This is a genomic window from Pseudomonas sp. BLCC-B112, assembly GCF_028550695.1.
GTDB lineage: Bacteria > Pseudomonadota > Gammaproteobacteria > Pseudomonadales > Pseudomonadaceae > Aquipseudomonas > Aquipseudomonas danubii.
Map to the genome: position 1 here is coordinate 276,812 of NZ_JAQQGK010000001.1, position 21,040 is coordinate 297,851.

Annotated in this window: 15 protein-coding genes and 1 pseudogene; 7 read left to right on the forward strand and 9 right to left on the reverse strand. The window is 63.9% G+C overall.

The features are described 5' to 3' along the window. The first annotated feature begins 126 nt into the window (after positions 1–126). Both PQT43_RS01330 and PQT43_RS01335 read left to right on the forward strand, forming a co-directional pair. Positions 127–1,830 carry a bifunctional metallophosphatase/5'-nucleotidase gene (locus PQT43_RS01330; RefSeq protein WP_272753411.1) on the forward strand — a complete coding sequence of 568 codons (1,704 nt, stop codon included), beginning with the start codon at positions 127–129 and terminating at the stop codon, positions 1,828–1,830. A gap of 315 nt (positions 1,831–2,145) precedes the next feature. After that, positions 2,146–4,584, forward strand: coding sequence for a TonB-dependent siderophore receptor (locus PQT43_RS01335; protein WP_272753412.1), 2,439 nt, complete (start codon positions 2,146–2,148; stop codon positions 4,582–4,584). A 34-nt stretch (positions 4,585–4,618) separates the two neighbouring features. On the opposite strand, the gene PQT43_RS01340 is transcribed toward PQT43_RS01335, so the two are convergent. The 3 genes from PQT43_RS01340 to PQT43_RS01350 all read right to left on the reverse strand — a co-directional run bounded on the left by PQT43_RS01340 (position 4,619) and on the right by PQT43_RS01350 (position 8,124). Further along, positions 4,619–5,446, reverse strand: a complete 828-nt coding sequence (locus tag PQT43_RS01340; protein ID WP_272753413.1) for an acid phosphatase — start codon at positions 5,444–5,446, stop codon at positions 4,619–4,621. Between the two features lie 52 nt (positions 5,447–5,498). Then, positions 5,499–6,773, reverse strand: coding sequence for an OprD family porin (locus PQT43_RS01345; RefSeq protein ID WP_272753414.1), 1,275 nt, complete (start codon positions 6,771–6,773; stop codon positions 5,499–5,501). Positions 6,774–7,248: 475 nt separating this feature from the next. Next, on the reverse strand, positions 7,249–8,124 hold the full coding sequence (locus PQT43_RS01350; RefSeq protein ID WP_110596049.1) for an AraC family transcriptional regulator: 876 nt from the start codon (positions 8,122–8,124) through the stop codon (positions 7,249–7,251). A gap of 156 nt (positions 8,125–8,280) precedes the next feature. Here PQT43_RS01350 and PQT43_RS01355 point away from each other — a divergent pair, with 156 nt between their 5' ends. Continuing rightward, complete coding sequence (locus PQT43_RS01355) at positions 8,281–9,228, forward strand: DMT family transporter (protein ID WP_102878431.1); 948 nt, start codon at positions 8,281–8,283, stop codon at positions 9,226–9,228. Positions 9,229–9,318: 90 nt separating this feature from the next. On the opposite strand, the gene PQT43_RS01360 is transcribed toward PQT43_RS01355, so the two are convergent. Next, positions 9,319–10,293 (reverse strand): 2-hydroxyacid dehydrogenase, encoded by a 975-nt coding sequence (locus tag PQT43_RS01360; RefSeq protein WP_102878432.1) that lies wholly within the window; start codon positions 10,291–10,293, stop codon positions 9,319–9,321. A 210-nt stretch (positions 10,294–10,503) separates the two neighbouring features. Then, entirely contained in the window at positions 10,504–11,472 is a 969-nt protein-coding gene (locus PQT43_RS01365; RefSeq protein ID WP_102878433.1) for a LysR family transcriptional regulator, read from the reverse strand. Between the two features lie 267 nt (positions 11,473–11,739). Here PQT43_RS01365 and PQT43_RS01370 point away from each other — a divergent pair, with 267 nt between their 5' ends. From PQT43_RS01370 to PQT43_RS01385, 4 genes are read left to right on the forward strand one after another with little or no spacing between them, the layout of a single operon-like run. Beyond that, entirely contained in the window at positions 11,740–13,251 is a 1,512-nt protein-coding gene (locus PQT43_RS01370; RefSeq protein ID WP_110596051.1) for an efflux transporter outer membrane subunit, read from the forward strand. 11 nt (positions 13,252–13,262) lie between these two features. After that, positions 13,263–15,470 (forward strand): FUSC family protein, encoded by a 2,208-nt coding sequence (locus PQT43_RS01375; RefSeq protein ID WP_272753415.1) that lies wholly within the window; start codon positions 13,263–13,265, stop codon positions 15,468–15,470. Further along, positions 15,460–15,660 (forward strand): DUF1656 domain-containing protein, encoded by a 201-nt coding sequence (locus PQT43_RS01380; RefSeq protein WP_007930063.1) that lies wholly within the window; start codon positions 15,460–15,462, stop codon positions 15,658–15,660. Before PQT43_RS01375 ends, PQT43_RS01380 begins: the two co-directional genes overlap by 11 nt. A 10-nt stretch (positions 15,661–15,670) precedes the next feature. After that, a complete protein-coding gene (locus PQT43_RS01385; RefSeq protein WP_102878436.1) occupies positions 15,671–16,531 on the forward strand; it encodes an efflux RND transporter periplasmic adaptor subunit in 861 nt (286 codons plus the stop codon). 94 nt (positions 16,532–16,625) lie between these two features. On the opposite strand, the gene PQT43_RS01390 is transcribed toward PQT43_RS01385, so the two are convergent. The 4 genes and pseudogenes from PQT43_RS01390 to PQT43_RS01405 all read right to left on the reverse strand — a co-directional run bounded on the left by PQT43_RS01390 (position 16,626) and on the right by PQT43_RS01405 (position 21,013). Beyond that, entirely contained in the window at positions 16,626–17,651 is a 1,026-nt protein-coding gene (locus PQT43_RS01390) for a sel1 repeat family protein (protein WP_272753416.1), read from the reverse strand. 268 nt (positions 17,652–17,919) lie between these two features. Next, positions 17,920–18,675, reverse strand: a pseudogene (locus PQT43_RS01395) (sel1 repeat family protein); the annotation flags it as partial. A 226-nt stretch (positions 18,676–18,901) separates the two neighbouring features. Beyond that, entirely contained in the window at positions 18,902–20,233 is a 1,332-nt protein-coding gene (locus tag PQT43_RS01400; protein WP_267269405.1) for a hypothetical protein, read from the reverse strand. 18 nt (positions 20,234–20,251) lie between these two features. Beyond that, complete coding sequence (locus PQT43_RS01405) at positions 20,252–21,013, reverse strand: outer membrane lipoprotein-sorting protein (RefSeq protein WP_272753418.1); 762 nt, start codon at positions 21,011–21,013, stop codon at positions 20,252–20,254. Positions 21,014–21,040 lie beyond the last annotated feature (27 nt).

Sequence of the window (21,040 nt, forward strand, 5' to 3'; positions counted from 1 at the left end):
CGCTGCCGTAGGCACGGGCCGCGTTCGGACGATCGACGGCGAGCGCTGTTCCCCAGCGCTCGTCTCTGTCCGATCCAGGCCTGTGTCAGCGGCCTTTTTTTTGCTGATCTGCCAAGGATTTCTTTCATGTCCCGTCTTCGTCCCATGCCCCGGGTGCTGGGTGCACTGACCCTGGCCCTGGTTACTCTGGCCGGTTGCAGCTCGCTGCCGCGCGAGCCGCAACCGGTGGCGGTGAACATCGTCGCCATCAACGACTTGCACGGCTATTTGCAGGCCAACCCCTTCAGCTACAAGGACCCCCAGGCCCCCGGCGGGGTGCGCAAGCTTGCGGCCGGCGGTATCGCCACCCTGGGCGGCATGCTCACCCAGCTGCGCCAGCAGGACCCGCAACTGCTGTTCATCGGCGCCGGCGATCTGGTGGGCGGCAGCCCGCCGCTGTCGGCCATGTGGGCCGACGAGCCGACCCTGGAAGCCCTGCGCCACATGGACATGAAACTCAGCGCCATCGGCAACCACGAACTGGACAACGGCAAGGCCGAGTTCCTGCGCCAGCTCAATGGCGGCTGCCAGTCATCGCGGCCGGACAAGGCCTGCCAGTTCCGCCCGAATTACCCCGGCAGCGGTTTCCCCTACCTGGCGGCCAACCTGCTGGACAGCGACACCGGCCAGCCGCTGTTGCCGGCCTACCGCATCGAAGAGGTGCGCGGGGTCAAGGTGGCCTTCGTCGGCGCAGTGCTGCGGGACGTGGCTTCGGTGGTCAGCGCCAAGGGCATGCGCGGTTTGCAGGTGGCCGATGAAGCCCAATCCATTAACCAGTTGATTCCCGAACTCAACGCCAAGGGGGTCAACGCCATCGTCGCCGTGGTGCACCAGGGTGGCGCGACCCCGGAACCTTTCGATAAGCAGGACTGCTCGCAGTTGAGTGGCGATATCGTCGACGTGGCCAAGCGCCTGGACCCGGCGGTGGACGTGTTGGTCAGCGCTCACTCGCACCAGGGCTACCTGTGCAAGGTCGGGCCATTGCTGGTGACCCAGGGCAATGCCTACGGCCATCTGTTGACCCACCTGACCCTGCAAGTGACCCCGGGCCAGCACCGGGTGACGAGCATCCAGGCCCTTAACCTGCTGGCCGATCCGGCCCGTTATCCGCAGGACCAGGGCTTGGCGAAGCTGCAACAGGAGGTCGAGGCCCGCAGCAATCAGGTGCTGCTCCAGCCGGTAGGGGCGATTGCCGCCTCGCCGATTGCCCGGCGAGCTGACAATGCCGGGGAAATGCCCATCGGCGACCTGATCGCCGATGCCCATCTGGCGGGTGGTCGGGCCAACGGTGCGCAAATCGCCTTCATGAACACCGGCGGCATTCGCAGCGATCTGGCCCTGGAGCCGGGGCAGACCCAGGTGAACTACGGGCAACTGGCGACCTTGCAGCCGTTCAACAACAACCTGATCGCCTTCGACCTCACGGGGCGGCAGATCGAACAGGTGCTCAACCAGCAATGGAAGGGCGCGGACGATGCCAACATCCTGCAAGTGTCCCAGGGCTTCAGTTATCGCTGGGACGCCCAGCGCCCGCTGGACAGCCGCGTAGTGCCCGGCAGCCTGCGCCTCAACGGCAAGCCGCTGCAGGCCGATGGCAACTACCGACTGGTGATGAATGGCTTCCTGGCCGATGGCGGCGACCGCTTCAGCCTGTTCAAGAGCGGCCGCAACCGCAGCGACCTCGGGCTCAGCGATCTGGACGCGATGCTGCAGTACCTCAAGGCCATGGACCAGCAGGGCCAGCCGGTGGGTTCCAGCACCAGCGCCGGGCGCATCCAGCGCCTCAACTGACACCAGAATCGCCCCGATCCTTGTAGCCGCTGCCGAGCCTGCGAGGCTGCGAAAAGGTCCGCAGGACCTTGCTTGGCGATCTCCCGCCAAGCCAGCAGCGGCCTCAAGACCGCCGCGACCACTTTGTCGGAGTGCCGCCCAGCTCGTTCGCAGCCTGCGCCAGCGGCTACAAGGAATGCATCGGGCGGGGGGGCGTTTTCGCCATCGTGAAAATATTTTCAAAAAACAGGTGAGGTCTTTGCGTTCGAGCCACGTGTAGTGCTTGAAAGTGCGACTAATTCGCATTCATGGCTTTTTTACACGCGAGTCTCAAGCATGAAGTCCAGGGCACATTCGGCGGCAAACGCTTCGGTCAAACGGTGGTTCGGCGCTTCGGCGCTGGTGGTGTCGGGGTTGGCGTGGCTGCCCCTGAGCGTGGCGCAGGCGGCCGAGGCCGGCAGTGCGCAACACGGTGCGCTGTTCAACTTTGCCATCGTGGCCAAGCCGCTGCCCCAGGCCCTGAGCGATTTCACCCGGGTCACCGGGATCAGCGTGGTCTACACCGACGAAGCGCCTTATGCGTTCAAGGCACCGGCTCTGAGCGGCCCGTTCAGCGCCGAACAGGCCCTGCAGCGTCTGCTGGGCGGTTCCGGCTTCACCTACCGGCGCAGCGACGCGCACACCCTGGTCCTGGAACCCTTGCCCAGTAGTGGCGCACTGAACCTGGGGGCCACCAGCATCACCACCCCGGGCCTCGACGACAGCACCAGCTACCAGCCGCCGGCCACCACTTCGGTGGCCCGTTCCCAGGCGCTGAACCAGGAAATCCCGCAGATCATCAACGTAGTGCCGGCCCAGGTGCTGCGGGACCAGACCCCGCGCAATCTGGACGATGCCCTGAAGAACGTCAGCGGCATCACCCAGACCAACACCCTGGGCGGCACCCAGGATGCGGTGCTGTTGCGCGGCTTCGGTGACAACCGCAACGGTTCGATCATGCGCGACAGCATGCCAGTGGTGCAGGGCCGGGCGCTGAATGCCACGGCGGACCGGGTGGAAGTGCTCAAGGGCCCGTCGTCTCTGCTGTACGGCATCCAGGACCCGGGTGGGGTCATCAACATTGTCAGCAAGAAGCCTGAATTGCAGCAGTCCACGGCCCTGACCGTGCGTGGCTCGACCTACGGCTCGGGCAAGAACGGCAGCGGCGGCAGCCTGGACACCACCGGCCCGCTGGGTGATTTCGGGCTGGCCTACCGCTTGATCGTCGACCATGAAGACGAAGACTACTGGCGCAACTTCGGCACCCATCGCGAATCCCTGGTGGCGCCGTCCCTGGCCTGGTACGGCGAGCGCACCAAGGTGTTGCTGGCCTATGAGCACCGCGAGTTCCTGACCCCCTTCGACCGTGGCACCGCCATCGATCCCAAGACCAATCACCCGCTGGACATCCCGGCCACCCGACGCCTGGACGAGCCGTTCAACAACATGGAAGGGCGCTCGGACCTGTATCGCTTTGAAGTCGACCACGAGCTCAGCGACGACTGGAAGGCCCACTTCGGCTACAGCTGGAACCGCGAGACCTACGACGCCAGCCAGGTGCGCCTGACCGCGGTAAATGCCAACGGCACCCTGACCCGGGCCATGGACGGCACCCAGGACGCCCTGACCACCGACCGCTACGCCACCGTCAGCCTGGAGGGCCAGGTGCAACTGGGCGGCATGCGCCACGATCTGGTGTTCGGCCTGGATGATGAGTACCGCAAGATCTACCGCGCCGACCTGATCCGGCAGAAAAGCCGGACCACCTTCAACTACCTGAACCCGGTCTACGGCCGGGAGGTGGCCGGAACCACAGTCAGCGCCAACGATAGTGCGCAGACCGACCTGTTGCGCAGCGACTCGCTGTTTTTCCAGGACGCCATCCACCTTACCGACCAGTGGATTCTGGTGGGCGGCGGACGTTTCCAGGAATACGACCAGTACGCCGGCAAGGGCCGGCCGTTCCGGGTCAACACCAACAGCAACGGGCAGAAATTCGTGCCGCGGGCCGGGCTGGTGTATCGCTACACCGACCAGTTGTCGCTCTACGGCAGCTACACCGAGTCGTTCAAGCCGAACTCCAGCATCGCCGATCTGGCCGGTGGCAGCGCGGTGCTCGACGGCTCCATCGCCCCGGAAGAAGCCAAGTCCTGGGAGCTGGGGGCCAAGCTCGACATCCCCGGGCGCATCACCGCCAGCGCGGCGCTGTTCGATATCACCAAGCGCAATGTGCTGGTGACCACCGCCACCGCTACCGAGACGGTCACCAGCGTCGCCGGTGAGGTGCACTCCCAGGGCCTGGAACTGGACCTGACCGGGCAGCTCACCGATCAGTGGAGCCTGATCGGCAGCTACGCCTACACCGACACCGAAGTGACCAAGGACACCCAGTACAAGGGCAAGCAACTGCAGAACGTGGCCAAGAACACCGGCTCGCTGTCGGCGGTCTACGACTTCGGCAGCCTGATCGGTGGCGACCGCCTGCGCGTCGGCGCCGGGGCCCGTTATGTCGGCGAGCGCGCCGGGGATGCGCCCAACAGTTTCGACCTGCCGGGCTACACCGTGGCCGATGCCTTTGCCACCTACGACACCCGGGTCGAAGGGCAGAAGGTCAAGTTCCAGCTCAACGTGAAGAACCTGTTCGACAAGACCTACTACACCTCGTCGGCCAGCAAGTTCTTCGTGTCCATGGGGGATGCCCGCCAGGTGTCGCTGTCCAGCACCCTGGAGTTCTGATGAGCACCCTGGTCCTGGGCGTGGCCGTGGCGCCTTAGTCGGCGCCCAGCGCCAGGGCTTGCGCTTGCGCCGCACAGTCGCCGCTGGCGGTCAGGCCCTTGGCGCGAACGGCCAGCAGCTCTTGCCGGGCGACGGCGAAGTCGGCCTGGAAGGTCGGATCGGTGTGCAAGCGTGCCACGGTGGTCGCGCCAATCTCGCGGCCTTCACGGACGTCGCTGTACCAGTGCACGTTGCACACCATGCGGCTTTCCGAATAGGCCCGGCCACGGGCCCAGAGCGCGTTGCCGTGCTCGGGGGCCAGTTCGCTCAACAGCAGCGCCCAGGCCCAGCCGATGGCGCTGTGGCCCGATGGGTAGGAACCATCCGCGGCCAGCTTGGCTTCATCTTCCGGGGTGCAACTGGGCTGCTGGTTGTAGACGAAGGGCCGGGGGCGCTGGTAGCGCTTCTTTGCGCGATAGGTGGCCAGCCCGGCATCGGTCAGGGTCCGGCGCAAGACTCTGTACAGCGCAGGTGTTTGCTGTTCGCTGATTGGCGCATCCAGCGCACAGGAAAACGTCTCTGCGGCGGCGGGGAATTTCAGGTTGGCATCGCTGATGGCCAACGCCCAGCGTTTGCTGCCACGCAAGGCCTGGCTTTTTTCAGCCATGCTCTGGTCCAGCGCGAAGGCTGGCGTGCCCACCGCAGGAGGTGGTGGTAACAGCGACAGACTATTGGGCAGATCCTGCTGTTTCAGATAACCGATCAAGTAACCCGGTCGGAACTCCGGGACGTTTTCTGCTTGGCTGGTTTGTTTGGCCACGGCGGAGTGGATCAGACTTGAAAACAATAGACCGGCCAAACAGTTCGATAGTAGGCGTTGCATGTGGATATCACCTCTAGGAGTTTGATTCGCTACATGGGTTCTGCTTGTTGGGTTACTTGATGTTCCAGGCGTAATTGAACATCAGCCGTGTATCATCGGTGTCGCGAATGAAGTTCTTGGCATAGTTGGAGCGATAGTGTGCGGTGCGCAGGCGCACACTCAAGTTTTTCAGTGGGCCTTGTTGCACGACATAACGCAGTTCGTTATCCAACTCCCATGACTTGCCAATGGTTCGGGTGCCGGTGATTTCGGCATGGCTGCCGGATATATAGCGGCTGTTGATACTCAGTCCCGGCAAACCCAGGTTGGCGAAGTCATAGCCATAACGAAGTGCCCAGGAACGTTCCTTGGCATTGGCGAAGTCACCCAGTACCGATAAGTTGATCAAGTTGGCATCGGCGCCCAGGATGTTGGCATAACCGGTGTCTCCCAACATTCGCTGATAAGCCAGGCCAAGGCTGTGGCCTTTATAGGCATAGCCGAGCAGCCCCTGCAGAGCGCGGTTGTCGATCTTGCCGCCTTTGGCATTGCCATAGTCGTTCATCAGGCTCAAGCGCAGATCGCTGTTGAACGTCCCTGCGCCCCAGGGGCTCTTGTTGACCAGGGTGAAGACCTGCTGGCGGTAGATGTCCTCCAGTTGGGCGACATGCACCCGCGCCAGCCATTGCTTGTGGAACCGATAGTCGACGCCCGCCATGTCGAAGTGTTCTGCCGTTGCCCCCTGACCCTGGAAGCGCCGGTTCAAGGGGCTCAAGGTCAGCGGCGTGTACTGCGTGGCGTTGCGCTGCATGACCCGGCTCAGGCGCCCGGCGGTCAACTCCAGGTCATCGATTTCATTCGAGGTCAGCAGCCCGCCTTCGAAAATCTGCGGAAACAGGCGGCCGTCGTTGGGTTTCAAGGTGGGCAGTACCGGTGGCACCAGCGCGCCGAACTTGAACAGGGTCTTGCTGGCCTTGAGCTTCCCGGTCAGGGCCAGTTTCCAATAGTCATCCTCTGCCCGGCCATCGCGCCCCACCTTCAGCAGCCCGGTGCCGGTTCGGCCAGGCGCGGAGTCCAGCTTGATGCCGAGCATGCCGATGGCGTCGGCACCCACACCCAGGCGGCCCTCGGTAAACCCCGAGTCCAGGCGCAAGAGCAAACCTTGTGCCCATTCTTCACGGCTGGGCGCGGTGCCTTCGCGATAGTCCCGATTGAAGTAATAGTTGCGCAGTTCCAGGCGCGCGCTGCTGTCTTCAAGCAGTTCGGCTTTTACCGGGATGGCCAGCAGCCCGGCGCAAAGTAGGGTAGAGCGGTTGAGCCATTGTCGTGGCCAGTGTCTTGAAGGCATTTCATCGTCCTCTGTTTTTGTTGTTTTAGGAGAAAGGCGATTGGGGGCTGATGTGTTGAGTCTTTGCAGCTTTGTTTAAATGTGATGAGTGGTGGGTGAAGTTGTGGGTGTGGCTTTTTTGGGGTTGAAGTTAATGGGGGTGAAGGCGTGTGGCTGTTTGTTGAATCTTTGCGTAATGCCGGGGATTCAAGGCCTAAAGACTAAGTTGGGGCTGGGGTTAAACAAGAATCATCAGTTCTGTGAATGGGGTGATAACTGAAGTTTTAAAATAATTACCTGTTTATGTTTTTGTTTGTCATATCGGTACTTGTTGGAAGTGCTCTTTTATAGAGGGCGGCGTAGGAGTTTATTGATTGTTTGGTAAGAGTTGTCCTGTTTAGGTAAAGAATTTGAGTAATTTACTTATTCAGCCGTGCCGATGCGGACTTTGGCATAAGAAGGGGCCTACAGAGGCGGGTCAGGATTAAGCCGAACCTCAGCGCAGGAATGCCAGGCGGTAGTCCCCCGGTGTTCCACCCAGGGCCTGGCGGAAGCGATTGTTGAAGTGGCTGGCACTGGCAAAACCACAGGCCAGGGCAATCTCCCCCAGGGGCTGGGCAGTGCTGCGTAGCAGGTGCCGGGCCCGGCTCAGGCGCCGGGCCAGCACATATTGATGGGGCGGCAGGCCGAAGCTTGCGCGGAACATGCGGGCGAAGTGGTACTCCGACAGCGCACACAACCCCGCCAGTTGGCCCAGGCTCAGGGGCGCGTCCAGCTGGCTGTCGATGTAGTCCACCAGCAGGCGGCGCTGGTGCGCGGCCAAGCCGCCCTTGAGCCGGGCACCCTGGCGCAGGCCCACTTGATTGAGCAGGGCATGGCAGAGCATCTCGTGGGCCAGGCTGCTGGTGAGCAGGCGCTCGCCGGGCTCGTCCCAGTTCAGGCGGACCAGTTGCGCAAAGCGCCGGGTCTGCTCGGGGTCGTCGACAAAGGTGCTTTCGCGCAGTTGCATTGCCCGGGGTTCGCGGTCCAGCAGGGTGACGCAACCCAGGGCGAATTGCTCGGGGCTGAAATACACGTGGGCCAGGCGGATATCGCCGTTGATCACCCAGGCCGATTGGTGCTCGGCAGGCAGGATGCACAGCTTGCCCGGGCCGCCTTTGCTGCCCGGCTGATCGCGGCGAAAGGTGCCGGTGCCGCCGGCCAGGTAGCAGGACAGGGTGTGGTGGCCGGGCGCCTCATATTCCTGGGCGTCGTGATGGTTGCTCCACAAGGCTGCGGACAAGCCGTCTCCGAGCTCGGCGCTGTGCTCCAGGCGAGCATGGGGCGAGCGGTTCAAGGCTTGGAAGACTTGCAGGGTATCCAGTGCGGGCATGCTGTTCGAGTCGGCAAGGGGTCCGGTTTCCGGTGGTTTGCATGCTACTCCCTCGCCGGTTCGCCGCCAGCCCCGGGCCGATAAAAAGCGCAAGTTTATGCAAGCGCCCAAGGTCGGTCGGGCGGGACACTGCACTCCTGATAAAGGAGTCGCGCCATGAACCTATCGCTGTACCTGTTGACCGTGCTGATCTGGGGCACCACCTGGATCGCCCTGAAACTGCAACTGGGGGTGGTGGCGATTCCGGTGTCCATCGTCTATCGCTTCGCCCTGGCGGCCCTGGTGCTGTTCGTCTTGCTGCTGCTCAGCCGCAAGCTGCAGCCGATGAACCGCCGTGGCCACCTGATCTGCCTGGCCCAGGGCCTGTGCCTGTTCTGCATCAATTTCATGTGCTTTCTGCACGCCAGCCAGTGGATTCCCAGCGGCCTGGTGGCGGTGGTGTTTTCTACCGCGACCTTGTGGAATGCCCTGAATGCGCGGGTGTTCTTTGGCCAGAAGATTGCCCGCAACGTGCTGCTGGGCGGCGGTCTGGGCCTGCTGGGGCTGGGGTTGCTGTTCTGGCCGGAACTGGCAGGCCACAGCGCCAGTCCGCAAACCCTGCTGGGCCTGGGCCTGGCCCTGCTGGGCACCTTGTGCTTCTCGGCGGGCAACATGCTCTCCAGCCTGCAGCAGAAAGCCGGACTCAAGCCCATGACCACCAATGCCTGGGGCATGGCCTACGGCGCGACAATGCTGGCGGTGTATTGCCTGTTCCAGGGCATTGCCTTCGACCTGGAGTGGACCACCCGCTACATCGGCTCGCTGCTGTACCTGGTGATACCGGGTTCGGTGATCGGCTTTACCGCCTACCTGACCCTGGTCGGGCGCATGGGCCCGGAGCGGGCGGCCTATTGCACGGTGCTGTTCCCGGTGGTGGCGCTGAACGTCTCGGCCTTTGCCGAAGGCTACCAATGGACCGCCCCGGCATTGGCTGGACTGGTGCTGGTGATGCTGGGCAACGTGCTGGTGTTCCGTAAACCCAAGGCTGCGCCAGCCTCTGTAGCCGCTGCCGAGCTCGCGAGGCTGCGAACGGCGGCGCAGCCGTCGCAAAACCAGGCGACCTGATTCTGCCGGGCTATCGCTGAAGGTCCTGCGGACCTTGTCGCAGCCTCGCAGGCTCGGCAGCGGCTACAGGGGGGGATAGGCAGTGGCTGGTCAGCCCTTCCACACTTGCGGGTTGACCAGATCCTGCGGGCGTTCGCCCAGCAGGGCGCTGCGCAGGTTGGCCATGGCGCGGTTGGCCATGGCGTCACGGGTTTCATGGGTGGCCGAGCCAATGTGCGGCAGGGTCAGCGCATTTTTCAGTTGGAACAGCGGCGATTCTGCCAGCGGCTCTTTCTCGTACACATCCAGGCCGGCGCCGCGGATCTGGCCCTTCTGCAAGGCTTCGATCAACGCCGGTTCATCCACCACCGGCCCCCGGGAAATGTTCACCAGGATCGCGCTGGGTTTCATCAGCGCCAGTTCGCGGTGGCTGATCAGGTGTCGGGTCTTGTCGCTCAGCGGCACCACCAGGCAGACGAAATCCGCCTCGGCCAAGAGTTGCTCCAGGCTCCGGAACTGCGCCCCCAGTTCCTGTTCCAGGGCAGTCTTGCGGCTGTTGCCGCTGTAGAGAATCGGCATGCCGAAGCCCAAACGCCCACGCCGGGCGATGGCCGCGCCAATGTTGCCCATGCCGACGATGCCCAGGGTCTTGCCGTGCACATCGCCGCCGAACAGCGCCGGGCCGACGCTGGCCTGCCATTGCCCGGCCTTGGTCCAGGCGTCCAGCTCGGCCACCCGGCGGGCGCTGCCCATGAGCAGGGCAAAGGCCAGGTCGGCGGTGCTTTCGGTGAGCACGTCGGGAGTGTTGGTGAGCATCAGCCCGCGTTCGTTGAAGTAGTCCAGGTCGTAGTTGTCGTAGCCCACCGAGATGCTCGACACCACTTCCAGTCGTGCGGCGTTTTCCAGCTGTGCGCGTCCCAGTTTGCGGCCGACGCCGATCAGGCCGTGGGCCTGGGGCAGGGCTTCATTGAACTGCGCGGCGATGTCCCCGAGCTTGGGGTTGGGGACGATGACCTCGAAGTCCTGTTGCAGGCGTTCGGTCATCTCGGGGGTGATGCGGCTGAAGGCAAGTACCGTCTTTTTCATTGCGGGGAGACTCATCAGGCGGGAGAGAATGCCAAGCAAGCTAACATTCCCCACCGGCTTTTTGTAGCCGCTGCCGCAGGCTGCGATGGCTTGCACAGGGGCGGCCTGGTGGCCGCTCTGGAGGGTTCGGCGAGAGTTGCTCAGGCTGAGCCCGCGCAGCCTCGCCTTGGCTCGACAGCGGCTACAGGCCCCCGGTTCAAGGGGGCGGGCTCAAGTGCTCAGGCGTGCGCCGCTCAGGCTGCCGCTCAGTTCATAGGCCGCCAGTTCCGCCTGGTGCGCGGCGAGGATCTCCGGCAGGGAGCCGCGCAGGTATTCGACCCAGGTCTTGATCTTGGCGTCCAGGTACTGGCGCGACGGGTAGATGGCGTACAGGTTCAACTCCTGGGAGCGGTACTTGGGCATGACCCGTACCAGGGTGCCGTTGCGCAGGCCTTCGATGGCGGCGTACACCGGCAGCACACCAACGCCCATGCCGCTGATGATCGCGGTCTTCATGGCGTCGGCGGAGTTCACCAGGAATGGCGAGCTGTTGATGGTCACCATCTCCTGGCCTTCCGGGCCGTCGAAAGCCCACTTCTCAAGCGGTATCACCGGGCTCACCAGGCGCAGGCAGGCATGGTTGAGCAGGTCGCTGGGTTTGTGCGGGCAGCCGTTGGCTTTCACGTAGGCCGGGGAGGCGCAGACGATGCTGTAGGTGATCCCCAGGCGCTGGGAGACGAACCCCGAGTCCGGCAGCTCGCTGGCCAGGACGATGGACACGTCGTAGCCCTCGTCCAGAAGGTCCGGCACGCGGTTGGCCATGGTCAGGTCGAAGGTCACGTCCGGGTGCGACTTGCGATAGCGGGCGATGGCGTCGATCACGAAGTGCTGGCCGATGCCGGTCATGGTGTGCACTTTCAATTGCCCGGCGGGGCGGGCGTGGGCGTCGCTGGCCTCGGCCTCGGCTTCTTCGACGTAGGCCAGGATCTGCTCGCAGCGCAGCAGGTAGCGCTTGCCGGCTTCGGTCAGGGCGATACGGCGGGTGGTGCGGTTGAGCAGGCGGGTTTGCAGGTGAGCCTCAAGATTGGAGACTGCGCGCGAGACGTTGGCCGTGGTGGTGTCCAGTTGCACTGCCGCGGCGGTGAAACTACCGGCTTCGGCGACGCAACTGAAGGCGCGCATGTTTTGCAAAGTGTCCATGGGGTGCTCTCTGGGGAGATGGCAAATTGTGACACGAAGTTACGGGGGCTTGGATAGGCGACCAAGGGATTATCGCGTTTACGGTAACAAAGATTCACAGGAATCCCACCTTATCGCCGCCCCGGCCGCCCCCTAGAATTGCGCCGATCCGTAGGAGCCGGTTTGCCGGCGATCCGCGCAACGCGGTTTAGCAGGCGTATCGCTGCGCCGGCCAGCCGATGCCTACGAGAGAAATACTCCCCCCCCGATCTTCAGGAATTCGCAGCAGTGCCGCGTCGCATCAGCAGAGGGTTCAAGACCCTCAGTGTTTGGGCTTTATCGTTAGCAATCAGCGGCTGCATCGGAACCGGAGGCATTGCCCCACAAGGCAAGACACTTCCCGCTAATACACTGGCCACCGACGAGGCGATCAAGAGCGCCGCGCAAGAGGCCCACTGGCCCAGTGCCCAGTGGTGGCAGGCCTACGGCGACCCGCAGTTGAACCGCTGGATCAGCCTTGCCGTGCAAGGCAGCCCGAGCCTGGCCATGGCCGCCGCCCGGGTGCGCCAGGCCAAGGCCCTGGCCGGCATTGCCGAGTCGGCCGAGTCGTTGCAGATCAAGGGCGACGCCACCCTCAAGCGCCACAACTGGCCCACCGATCAGTTCTACGGCCCCGGCGCCCTGGCCAACACCACCACCTGGGACAACAACGCCGCCCTGGGCTTGAGTTATGCCCTGGACCTCTGGGGCCGGGAAAGCAACAGCACCGAGCGCGCCGTCGACCTGGCCCACATGAGCGTGGCCGAAGCCCGCCAGGCCCAGCTGGAACTGGTGAACAACGTGGTGCGCAGCTATATCCAGCTGTCCCTGCACTTCGCCCAGCGCGATATCGTGGCCGCCACCCTGAAGCAGCAGCAACAGATTCTCGAACTGGCGCAACGACGCCTGGACGGCGGCCTCGGCACCCATTTCGAAGTCAGCCAGGCCGAGGCGCCGCTGCCGGAAACCCATCGCCAGCTGGACGCCCTGGACGAAGCAATCGCCCTGACCCGCAATCAACTGGCGGCCCTGGCCGGCAAGGGTCCGGGGGAGGGCGCGCAACTGCAGCGACCGAGCCTGTCCCTGGGCGCGGCGCTGAAACTGCCCTCGGCCCTGCCCGCCGAACTGCTGGGCCAGCGCCCGGACGTGGTCGCCAGCCGCTGGCAAGTGGCGGCCCAGGCCCGTGGCATCGATGTGGCTCACGCCGGCTTCTACCCCAACGTCGACCTGGTGGGCAGCCTCGGCTTCATGGCCACCGGCGGCGGGGCCCTGGAGTTCCTCACCGGCAAGAAACTCAACTACAACGTCGGCCCGGCCATCAGCCTGCCGATCTTCGACGGCGGGCGGCTGCGCTCGGAACTGGGTGAAGCCGCAGCCGGCTACGACCTGGCCGTGGCCAGGTACAACCAGACCCTGGTGGACGCGCTGAAAAGCATCTCCGACCAGTTGATCCGCCGCGAGTCCATGGACAAGCAGCAAGCCTTCGCCGCCGAGTCGGTGGCCGCAGCGCAGAAGACCTACGACATCGCCACCGTGGCCTTCCAGCGCGGCCTGACCGACTACCTGAACGTGCTCAACGCCCAGAGCCTGCTGTTCCACCAGCAGCAGATCCAGCAACAGGTGCAGGCCGCGCGCCTGACCGTCCAGGCGGATCTGGTGACGGCCCTGGGCGGCGGGCTTGAAGCCGGCCGTGACGTCCCCGCGGAAAATCGCACCCAGGCACCCAAGACCCCCGCGGCCCTGGCCGTGTTCGACCACTGAAGCAGGCCCTCATGACTTCCTTGCCCGCCCCTTTGCGCTGGCTGTACTCCCTGGAATGGCGCCGGGGTTTCTTCGACTGGGTGCGCAGCGACGGCGTGACCTGGGTTTACATCTTCAAGGTCCTGGCCGCCGCGTTCCTCACCCTGTGGCTGGCCATGCGCCTGGAGTTGCCGCAACCGCGCACGGCGATGATCACCGTGTTCATCGTCATGCAGCCGCAGAGCGGCCAGGTGTTCGCCAAGAGCTTCTACCGCTTTCTCGGCACCCTGACCGGCTCGGCGGTGATGGTGGCACTGATTGCCCTGTTTGCCCAGAACACCGAGCTGTTCCTCGGCTCCCTGGCGATTTGGGTCGGCATCTGCTCGGCCGGTGCCGCGCGTTATCGCAACTTTCGCGCCTACGGTTTCGTGCTGGCCGGTTACACCGCGGCCATGGTCGGCTTGCCGGCCCTGGCCCACCCGGAAGGCGCCTTCATGGCGGCGGTGTGGCGGGTGCTGGAGATCTCCCTGGGGATTCTCTGCTCGACCCTGGTCAGCGCCGCGATCCTGCCGCAGACCGCCAGCGCCGCCATGCGCAACGCCCTGTACCAACGCTTCGGGGTGTTCGCCCTGTTCGTCACCGACGGCCTGCGCGGGCGCAGCCAGCGCGACAGTTTTGAAAGCAGCAACGTGCGCTTCATCGCCGAGGCCGTGGGCCTGGAAGGGCTGCGCAGCGTCACCGTGTTCGAAGACCCGCACATGCGCCGGCGCAATGGCCGCCTGAGCCGCTTGAACAGCGAATTCATGGGCATCACCACGCGCTTCAACGCCCTGCACCAGTTGCTCGAGCGGCTGCGCAGCAGCGGCGCCGACCATGTGGTGGCGGCGATCAAGCCGGGCCTGCAGGACCTGGCGGAACTGCTGGACGGTTTCTCCGGCCGGGCCCTGACCAGCCCCGATGCGGCGCGCCTGGCCACGGCCCTGGCGGCCTACAAGGCCGAACTGCCAGCACGGGTGCGCAGCCTGCGGGCGGCCTTCCAGGAGAGCGGTCCGAGCGACGCCGAGCAGCTGGATTTTCACACCGCCTACGAGCTGCTCTACCGCTTCGTCGACGAGATGCACAGCTACGCCCAGACCCACGCGTCCCTGGCCGACCACAGTCACGAACGCGAGCGCTGGGACGAGCCCTACACGCCGCAGACCAACTGGCTGGCCTGCGCCGCTTCGGGCATCCGCGCGGCCTTTGTGCTGGTGGTGCTGGGCAGCTACTGGGTGGCCACCGCCTGGCCCAGCGGCGCCACCATGACCCTGATCGCCGCCGCCACCATCGGCCTCTCGGCCGCGACGCCGAACCCCAAGCGCATGGCCTTCCAGATGGCCTGCGGGACCTTGATCGGTGCCCTGGTGGGCTTCGTCGAAATGTTCTTCGTGTTCCCCTGGATCGACGGCTTCCCGCTGCTGTGCCTGATGCTGGCGCCGGTGATCGTGCTCGGTTCATTCCTCGCCTCGCGGCCCAAGTACGCCGGGGTCGGCCTGGGGCTGCTGATCTTCTTCAGTACCGGTTCGGTGCCGGACAACCTGACCGTCTACAACCCCTACACCTTCATCAACGACTACATCGCCATGGTCATGGGCATGCTGGTTTGCGCCGCGGCCGGGGCGATCATCCTGCCGCCCAACAGCCGCTGGCTGTGGCGGCGCCTGGAGCAGGACCTGCGCGGCCAGGTGGTGTACGCCATCAGCGGCAAGCTCAAGGGCCTGGCCTCCAGTTTCGAAAGCCGCACCCGTGACCTGCTGCACCAGGCCTACGGCCTGGCGGTGGGCCAGCCCAAGGTGCAGAGCGAGCTGCTGCGCTGGATGTTCGTGGTGCTGGAAGTCGGCCACGCCATCATCGAGTTGCGCAAGGAACAGGCGATCCTCCCGGTGCACCCGGCCTATGCCGAATCCCAGCCCTGGCGCCAGGCGATCCGGGTCATGGGCCGCTCCCTGGTGCGGCTGTTCCTGCAGCCCAGCCAGAGCAACCTGGAGCGCGGCCTGATCGCCGTGGACCACGCCATCAGCCGGGTCCAGGCCACCGACGAGCCCTTTGCCCCGCACTTCGACACTTCGGCCCTGCGCCGGGTCAAGAGCTACCTGCACTTCATCCGCACTTCACTGCTCGACCCGCAGTCGCCGCTGGCGGCCTATGCCGTGGCCAAGCCAACGGCGCCTGCACCCCAAGGACTTGACCATGCCTCGTGAAATCGCCTTCCACGGCGTTTACATGCCCACCATGACCCTGATGTTCTTCATCGCCGCGGCCCTGGCCTGGGCCCTGGACCGGTTCATTTCCGGCTATGACCTGTATCGCTTCTTCTGGCACCCGGCGCTGCTGCGCCTGAGCCTGTTCTGCTGTCTGTTCGGCGCCATGGCGCTCACTGTCTACCGTTGAGACCCCCGCAATGAAAAAGTTTTTCAGCCTGCTCGCCACCCTGCTCGTGCTGGCCCTGGCCCTGTGGATCGGCCGTACCCTGTGGGAGCACTACATGTACACCCCCTGGACCCGTGACGGCCGGGTGCGCGCGGACATCATCAACGTCGCCGCCGACGTCACCGGCGAAGTGGTGGACGTGCCGGTCAAGGACAACCAGCTGGTGCGCAAGGGCGATCTGCTGATGCAGATCGACCCCGAGCACTACCAGATCGCGGTCAAGCAGGCGCAAGCGCTGGTGGCCTCGAAGAAGGCCACCTGGGAGATGCGCAAGGTCAACGCCCGGCGCCGCGCCGACATGGACAACCTGGTGATCTCCAAGGAAAACCGCGACGACGCCGGCAACATCGCCGACTCGGCCCTGGCCGATTACCAGCACGCCCAGGCGCAGCTGGAAGCGGCGGAGCTCAACCTCAAACGCACCCAGGTACGGGCGGCGGTGGACGGCTACGTCACCAACCTCAACGTGCACCGCGGCGACTACGCACGCATCGGCGAGGCGAAGATGGCGGTGGTCGACATGAACTCGTTCTGGGTCTACGGCTTCTTCGAAGAAACCAAGCTGCCCCACGTGCGCGTGGGGGATAAGGCCGACATGCAACTGATGAGCGGTGAAGTGCTCAAGGGGCATGTGGAAAGCATTTCCCGCGGCATCTACGACCGCGACAACCCGGAAAGCCGCGAACTGATCGCCGACGTCAACCCGACCTTCAACTGGGTGCGCCTGGCCCAGCGCGTGCCGGTGCGCATCCACATTGATGAAGTGCCGGAAGGCGTGCTGCTGGCGGCGGGCATCACCTGCACCGTCATCGTCAACCCCGAACCCCTGTAGGAGCTGGCTTGCCAGCGAAAGCGCCGGCAGGGGCGATGCAAGGCTCGCGGGCCTCTTCGCCGGCAAGCCGGCTCCTACGTCGGTGGGGGGGCGGTTATTTGTAGCTTTTCTGCATGATCGCCAGGGACTTCTTCGCCGTGGCTTCCAGGCCGTCGTTGACGTGGTTGATCGCGGCCACCAGCTTCGGGTTCTGCAGCACGTCGACACCGGGGTAACGCTGTTGGGCCAGGCGCGAGACGATAATGTACTGGGTCAGCGCGTAATGCAGATCGAACTTGCCGCTGTCCCGGGCCTTGGCGATGGCCGCTTTGACAAAGGCCTGGCGCTGGGCCGTGGTCATGCCCTGGAACAGGTCGGGGAGATCGAAATGGATCTCGGCCGAGAAAATCGCCACCTCCTCATCCCGCGCCTCGTCGTACATCACCTGCTTGCTGGTTACGCGCTTCTTGAGGTCGGCAAAGCGCTGTTCGCCTTCGGCCAGTTGCTCAGGACTCATCTTGCCTTTCAGGGCATCCAGCTGGCTGGTGTCTTCGGTGTTGTCGATAACCTTCAACCAGGCGTAGGCCTTCACCAGATCGCCGGACTCTTCGGCGGCGTCGGCCAGGCTCTGCTGCGGTTCCGGGTTGCCGTGCAGCGCCGAGCGTTCCAGCCAGCGCAGGGCCAGGTCCCGGTCTTTGGGGATGTCCTTGTCGCCGAACCAGTAGGTGGCGTACATGCCGTACTCGGCGCACCAATCGTTCTGCGACGCCGAGTAGGCGATGTAGTTGAACGACTCGCGGTCGCGCTCGGCCTTGGGCTTGTCCGTTTCCTGGTCGGTGGTGGTGGACAGGTAGCAGAAGGCCCGGGTGTAGTGCGGCGCGGCCATGGCGAAGCAGCCCTTGGCGTTCTTGTAGTCCTCGATCTCGTTCAGCTTGTAACCGATGCCGTACAGCAGATCGGCCTCCATGGCCGGGTTGCAGTATTCGTTGGTGCTGACCTTGGGCAAGACACTTTCCAGCGTCAGCTTGGGCAGGGTGTCATTCAGTTCGGGGATTTTCGGTGCGGTGTTTTCCGGCGTCGTGGAGGCGCAAGCCGCCAGCAAGACAGCCAAGGCCAGTGGCAGCACGTTGAACAATTTCAATGGATATTTCCTGATCGGCGAATGAAAAAAGACGCGCATGAAATCAGGCAGAGACGGGAGAGGGTGGAGCGTTAGCCATTCCGTGCTTGGGTGTCGACACCAGCGATTCCATGCTGCATGGGCCCAAGGGCTCAAGGTTGCGCATTCTACGGGGTTTGAGAGGGCGTACAACCCAAACCGCAGCGCCTGTTTGGCTGCGGCAAAGGGCCCTTGGGCCTTGCGCGCGACACCTCGGCGGCGGCTGCAAAAGGCGTAGCGCCAGCCGCTGCTATGGCTTGCGCTTGGCCAGGAGGATTTTGGCCTTGGCCACGCTGTCTTCCACGCTCAGGTCATCGTCCTCCAGCACGGCCTGCAGCGCCGGGTCTTGCCACAGGTCCACGGCCGGCCCGGTGCTTTGCACCAGGCGGGAAATCAAGGCGTAGGCCACCAGTTGGCCGCGGGTGTGGAACTTCGGGTAGCGGTCCTGCATGTCCACCAACTGGGCGACGAAAGCATGCTGTTGCTCAGGCGACATGCCCGCGAACACCTCCGGGTAGTCGTAGTAGATATCCCCTGTGCCCAGGAGGATGACGTTCTGGCGCAGCGCCTGCTCCAGATCCTTTTTGGAGGGGAGCTGGCTGAGTAGCCGGGTGTAGTGCTGTTCGCCTTCAGCTGTTTGCTGAGGGCTCATCTTGCGTTTCAGCGCTTCGAGCCTTTGGGCGTCATCGAGGGTTCGGGCCCAGGCGTAGGCCAGTGGCAAATTGTCCTGTTCGCTGCTGCGCAGCATCTCTTGTTGCGAGTCCTCGTCGCCATGCCGAGCGGCGCGTTCCAGCCAGGCCATGGCCAATGCCTTGTTCGCGGGCTGGTCCAACTTGCCAAGGTTGTAGATGTCGTACAGGCCCGCTTCCGCGCAGGATTCATTGTGCTGGGCGGCGTAAGCGATGTAGTTGAAGGCTTCGCTTTTGTCATAGTCCTTCTGCCTGGAGCCGACAATCCCGCCCAGGATGCACAGGCTCATGGTGTCGCGGGGGGCGGCCATGAGCAGGGGCGGGGTGCAGCCGTTCCGTGCTTGAAATGCCGCTTCCCTGCGATTTGAGTGCGCCCATTCTACGGGCATCGGCGCGGCATACAACGGTGTCATGCAGGTGATCGGCGACGTTGAATGCTCAGCGCTTGGCGCTCAATCCGAACCGCTTCATCAGCCTTTTCTCCTCGATCAGCGAGTGTCCTGGCCAATGACGGGGGCCCTGACAGGTCTGCGGATACGGGTTTCAAAAGTAGTAGCGGATGCCACTGATGACTGAAGAGCGAGACAGTTGTGCAAACTCGGACTGCCCATTGCCGGTATTCCACTGGGCAAAGGTGAACAGTTCGCTGTGATCGTTCATTTTGTAGTTCAGCGACAGCGCCAGATTGCCGCCCCGTGGCGAGTCGAAGGCCTGGGTGTAGCGCAGTGCCAGGTCCCAGGTGTTGAACCAGTCGTTGCGGTCGATCTGGTACATGGCGTAGCGCTGCCCCAGCAGACCTTGCCGGGCAGTGAGCAGGGCTTGCCCCAGCACTTGGGCCGCATTGTCATCACCCAGCATCAGCGCGGCGTTGCTCTGGCCAATCACCCGCTGATAGTCCTCGCGCTCGGACGGGCTATAGCCGTCACCGTTGTAGAGCGCTTCCAGGGTGTGGGTCCAGCCGGACTCCAAGGTGTAACCGCTGCCTAGCAGCAGGCTTTTGCGCAGCCTGCGGTCGGCCATCGGCTGGTGTTCGAAGTGCCAGGCCCTGGTTTGCGCCGTGGGAGCCACAGGCAAGGGAATGTCGCGGCCTTGCCCCAGCGAACCATCCAGGTAGAGCAGCCACGCATCGGAGACGGTGAGGGTGCCATAGGCCCCCAGTCGCCTGACGCCGTTGTCGCGTTTGGAGGCCAGCAGGCTGGCCGTCGCGGCCTCTGCGGTCCAGTTGAGCTTCACCGCGCTGATGGGGGAAAAGTGCTGCGCGCTCATGTCTCGCGAGTTGCTACTGACGCTGCGCATGCCCTCGATTTGCCAGTGCTCGGCAAGCGCCAGGGTGGCCCGTGCAAAGTCTTTGCCGAAGACCTCGTTGACCGGATCAGTCTTGCCGGTCTCGGGGAAAAAGGGATTGCTGGGCGAGAGCAGGACTGCGTTGCCCCACAGCAAGGTGCCGCGTCCCAACTCCAGGTTGAGCGCATTGGGCAGCGAGCAGGACAGGCGTGCTTCGTTCACATAGGCATCACCGGAGGTGTGTTGGTCGCCCGTAGCAAAACTCTCTCCCCGGGCACTGAGGAACGCCCGTGGCTTGAACTGAAAAAAACATGACGAGGTCGTGAGGCTGAAATCCGGGCGTGGCGCCAGCTCCATCTGGCGTCGTGGCAGTTGAGCGATCAGATTGTCCGGGTTGGCCAATGCGTCCTGGTTCAGCCGGTTCCAGGTGGCATAGCTGAGGACGGTCAGGTCGCTGTGCAGTGTCAGGCTGTCCTGGGCGCTGGCGGACGGCGCGGCACTGCAGCAGAGCACCAGCAGCCAGAGCCGCGGTTGTAGCGGGCCGGCTCGCCATCGAGCCGCCTGCGGGTACCCCATCCTTGGGCGTGGCATGCGTTGTTTCATCCTGATTCAGGGGCGATTGAGCGAGTCGATGCTGAAGGTGTCGGCGGCGAAGGTTTGCAACTTCACATCCTGATAGTCGAGGACCGAGTAGCTGGACGGCTCGATGGCATCCCGGATGGTCATGTGCTTGATGAACAGCTGGTGCTGGCCATTGTCCAGTTCCAGGTTGCTGTAGGCGTCGAAGCTGGCGGTTTTGAACAACTTGCCCGAGACCGTGTAGAACTCGGCCTTCAGCGGTACCAGGCGGGTGCTTGAGACGTAATAGATGATGCGGTCGTAGGTGACGAAGCGATTCTTGGCCAGCAGCTCCAGTACATGGCTGTCTTCGCCGTTGACCGGTTCGCTGCGCAGCACTGAGGCGTTGTAGTCATTGGCGTAATTGGTCGAGGCAATATCGCCATTGGAGGCCATGCCGATCATCTTCTGGCGTGCCGAAATCGACACCGGCTTGCTCAGGCTGGGCTTGCCAAACCACATGTTGCGTTCCAGCTGCAGCAGCCGAGCCCCTCGGTTACGGGGCGGATAGATGGTTTGCGCCAGGCTGTTGTTGCCGCTGGCCTTGACCAGGTAGCTGTGCTTGCCCAGGGGGCCCTTGCTGTCCTCACCGGTGATGTCGATTTTCCATTCGATACCGCTCAGACCGCCCCCTCGGGCACGGTCGCTGGCAGCGACGATCTGCTGTGGGGTAAGGGGGGACGAGTCTGCGTATGACATCGAACTCTGAGCGCCGCTCAAGCCCATGAGCAGGGCCAGGATGTATTTGAGCATGACGAAGCCTTTTTCTTGAGTGAGTGA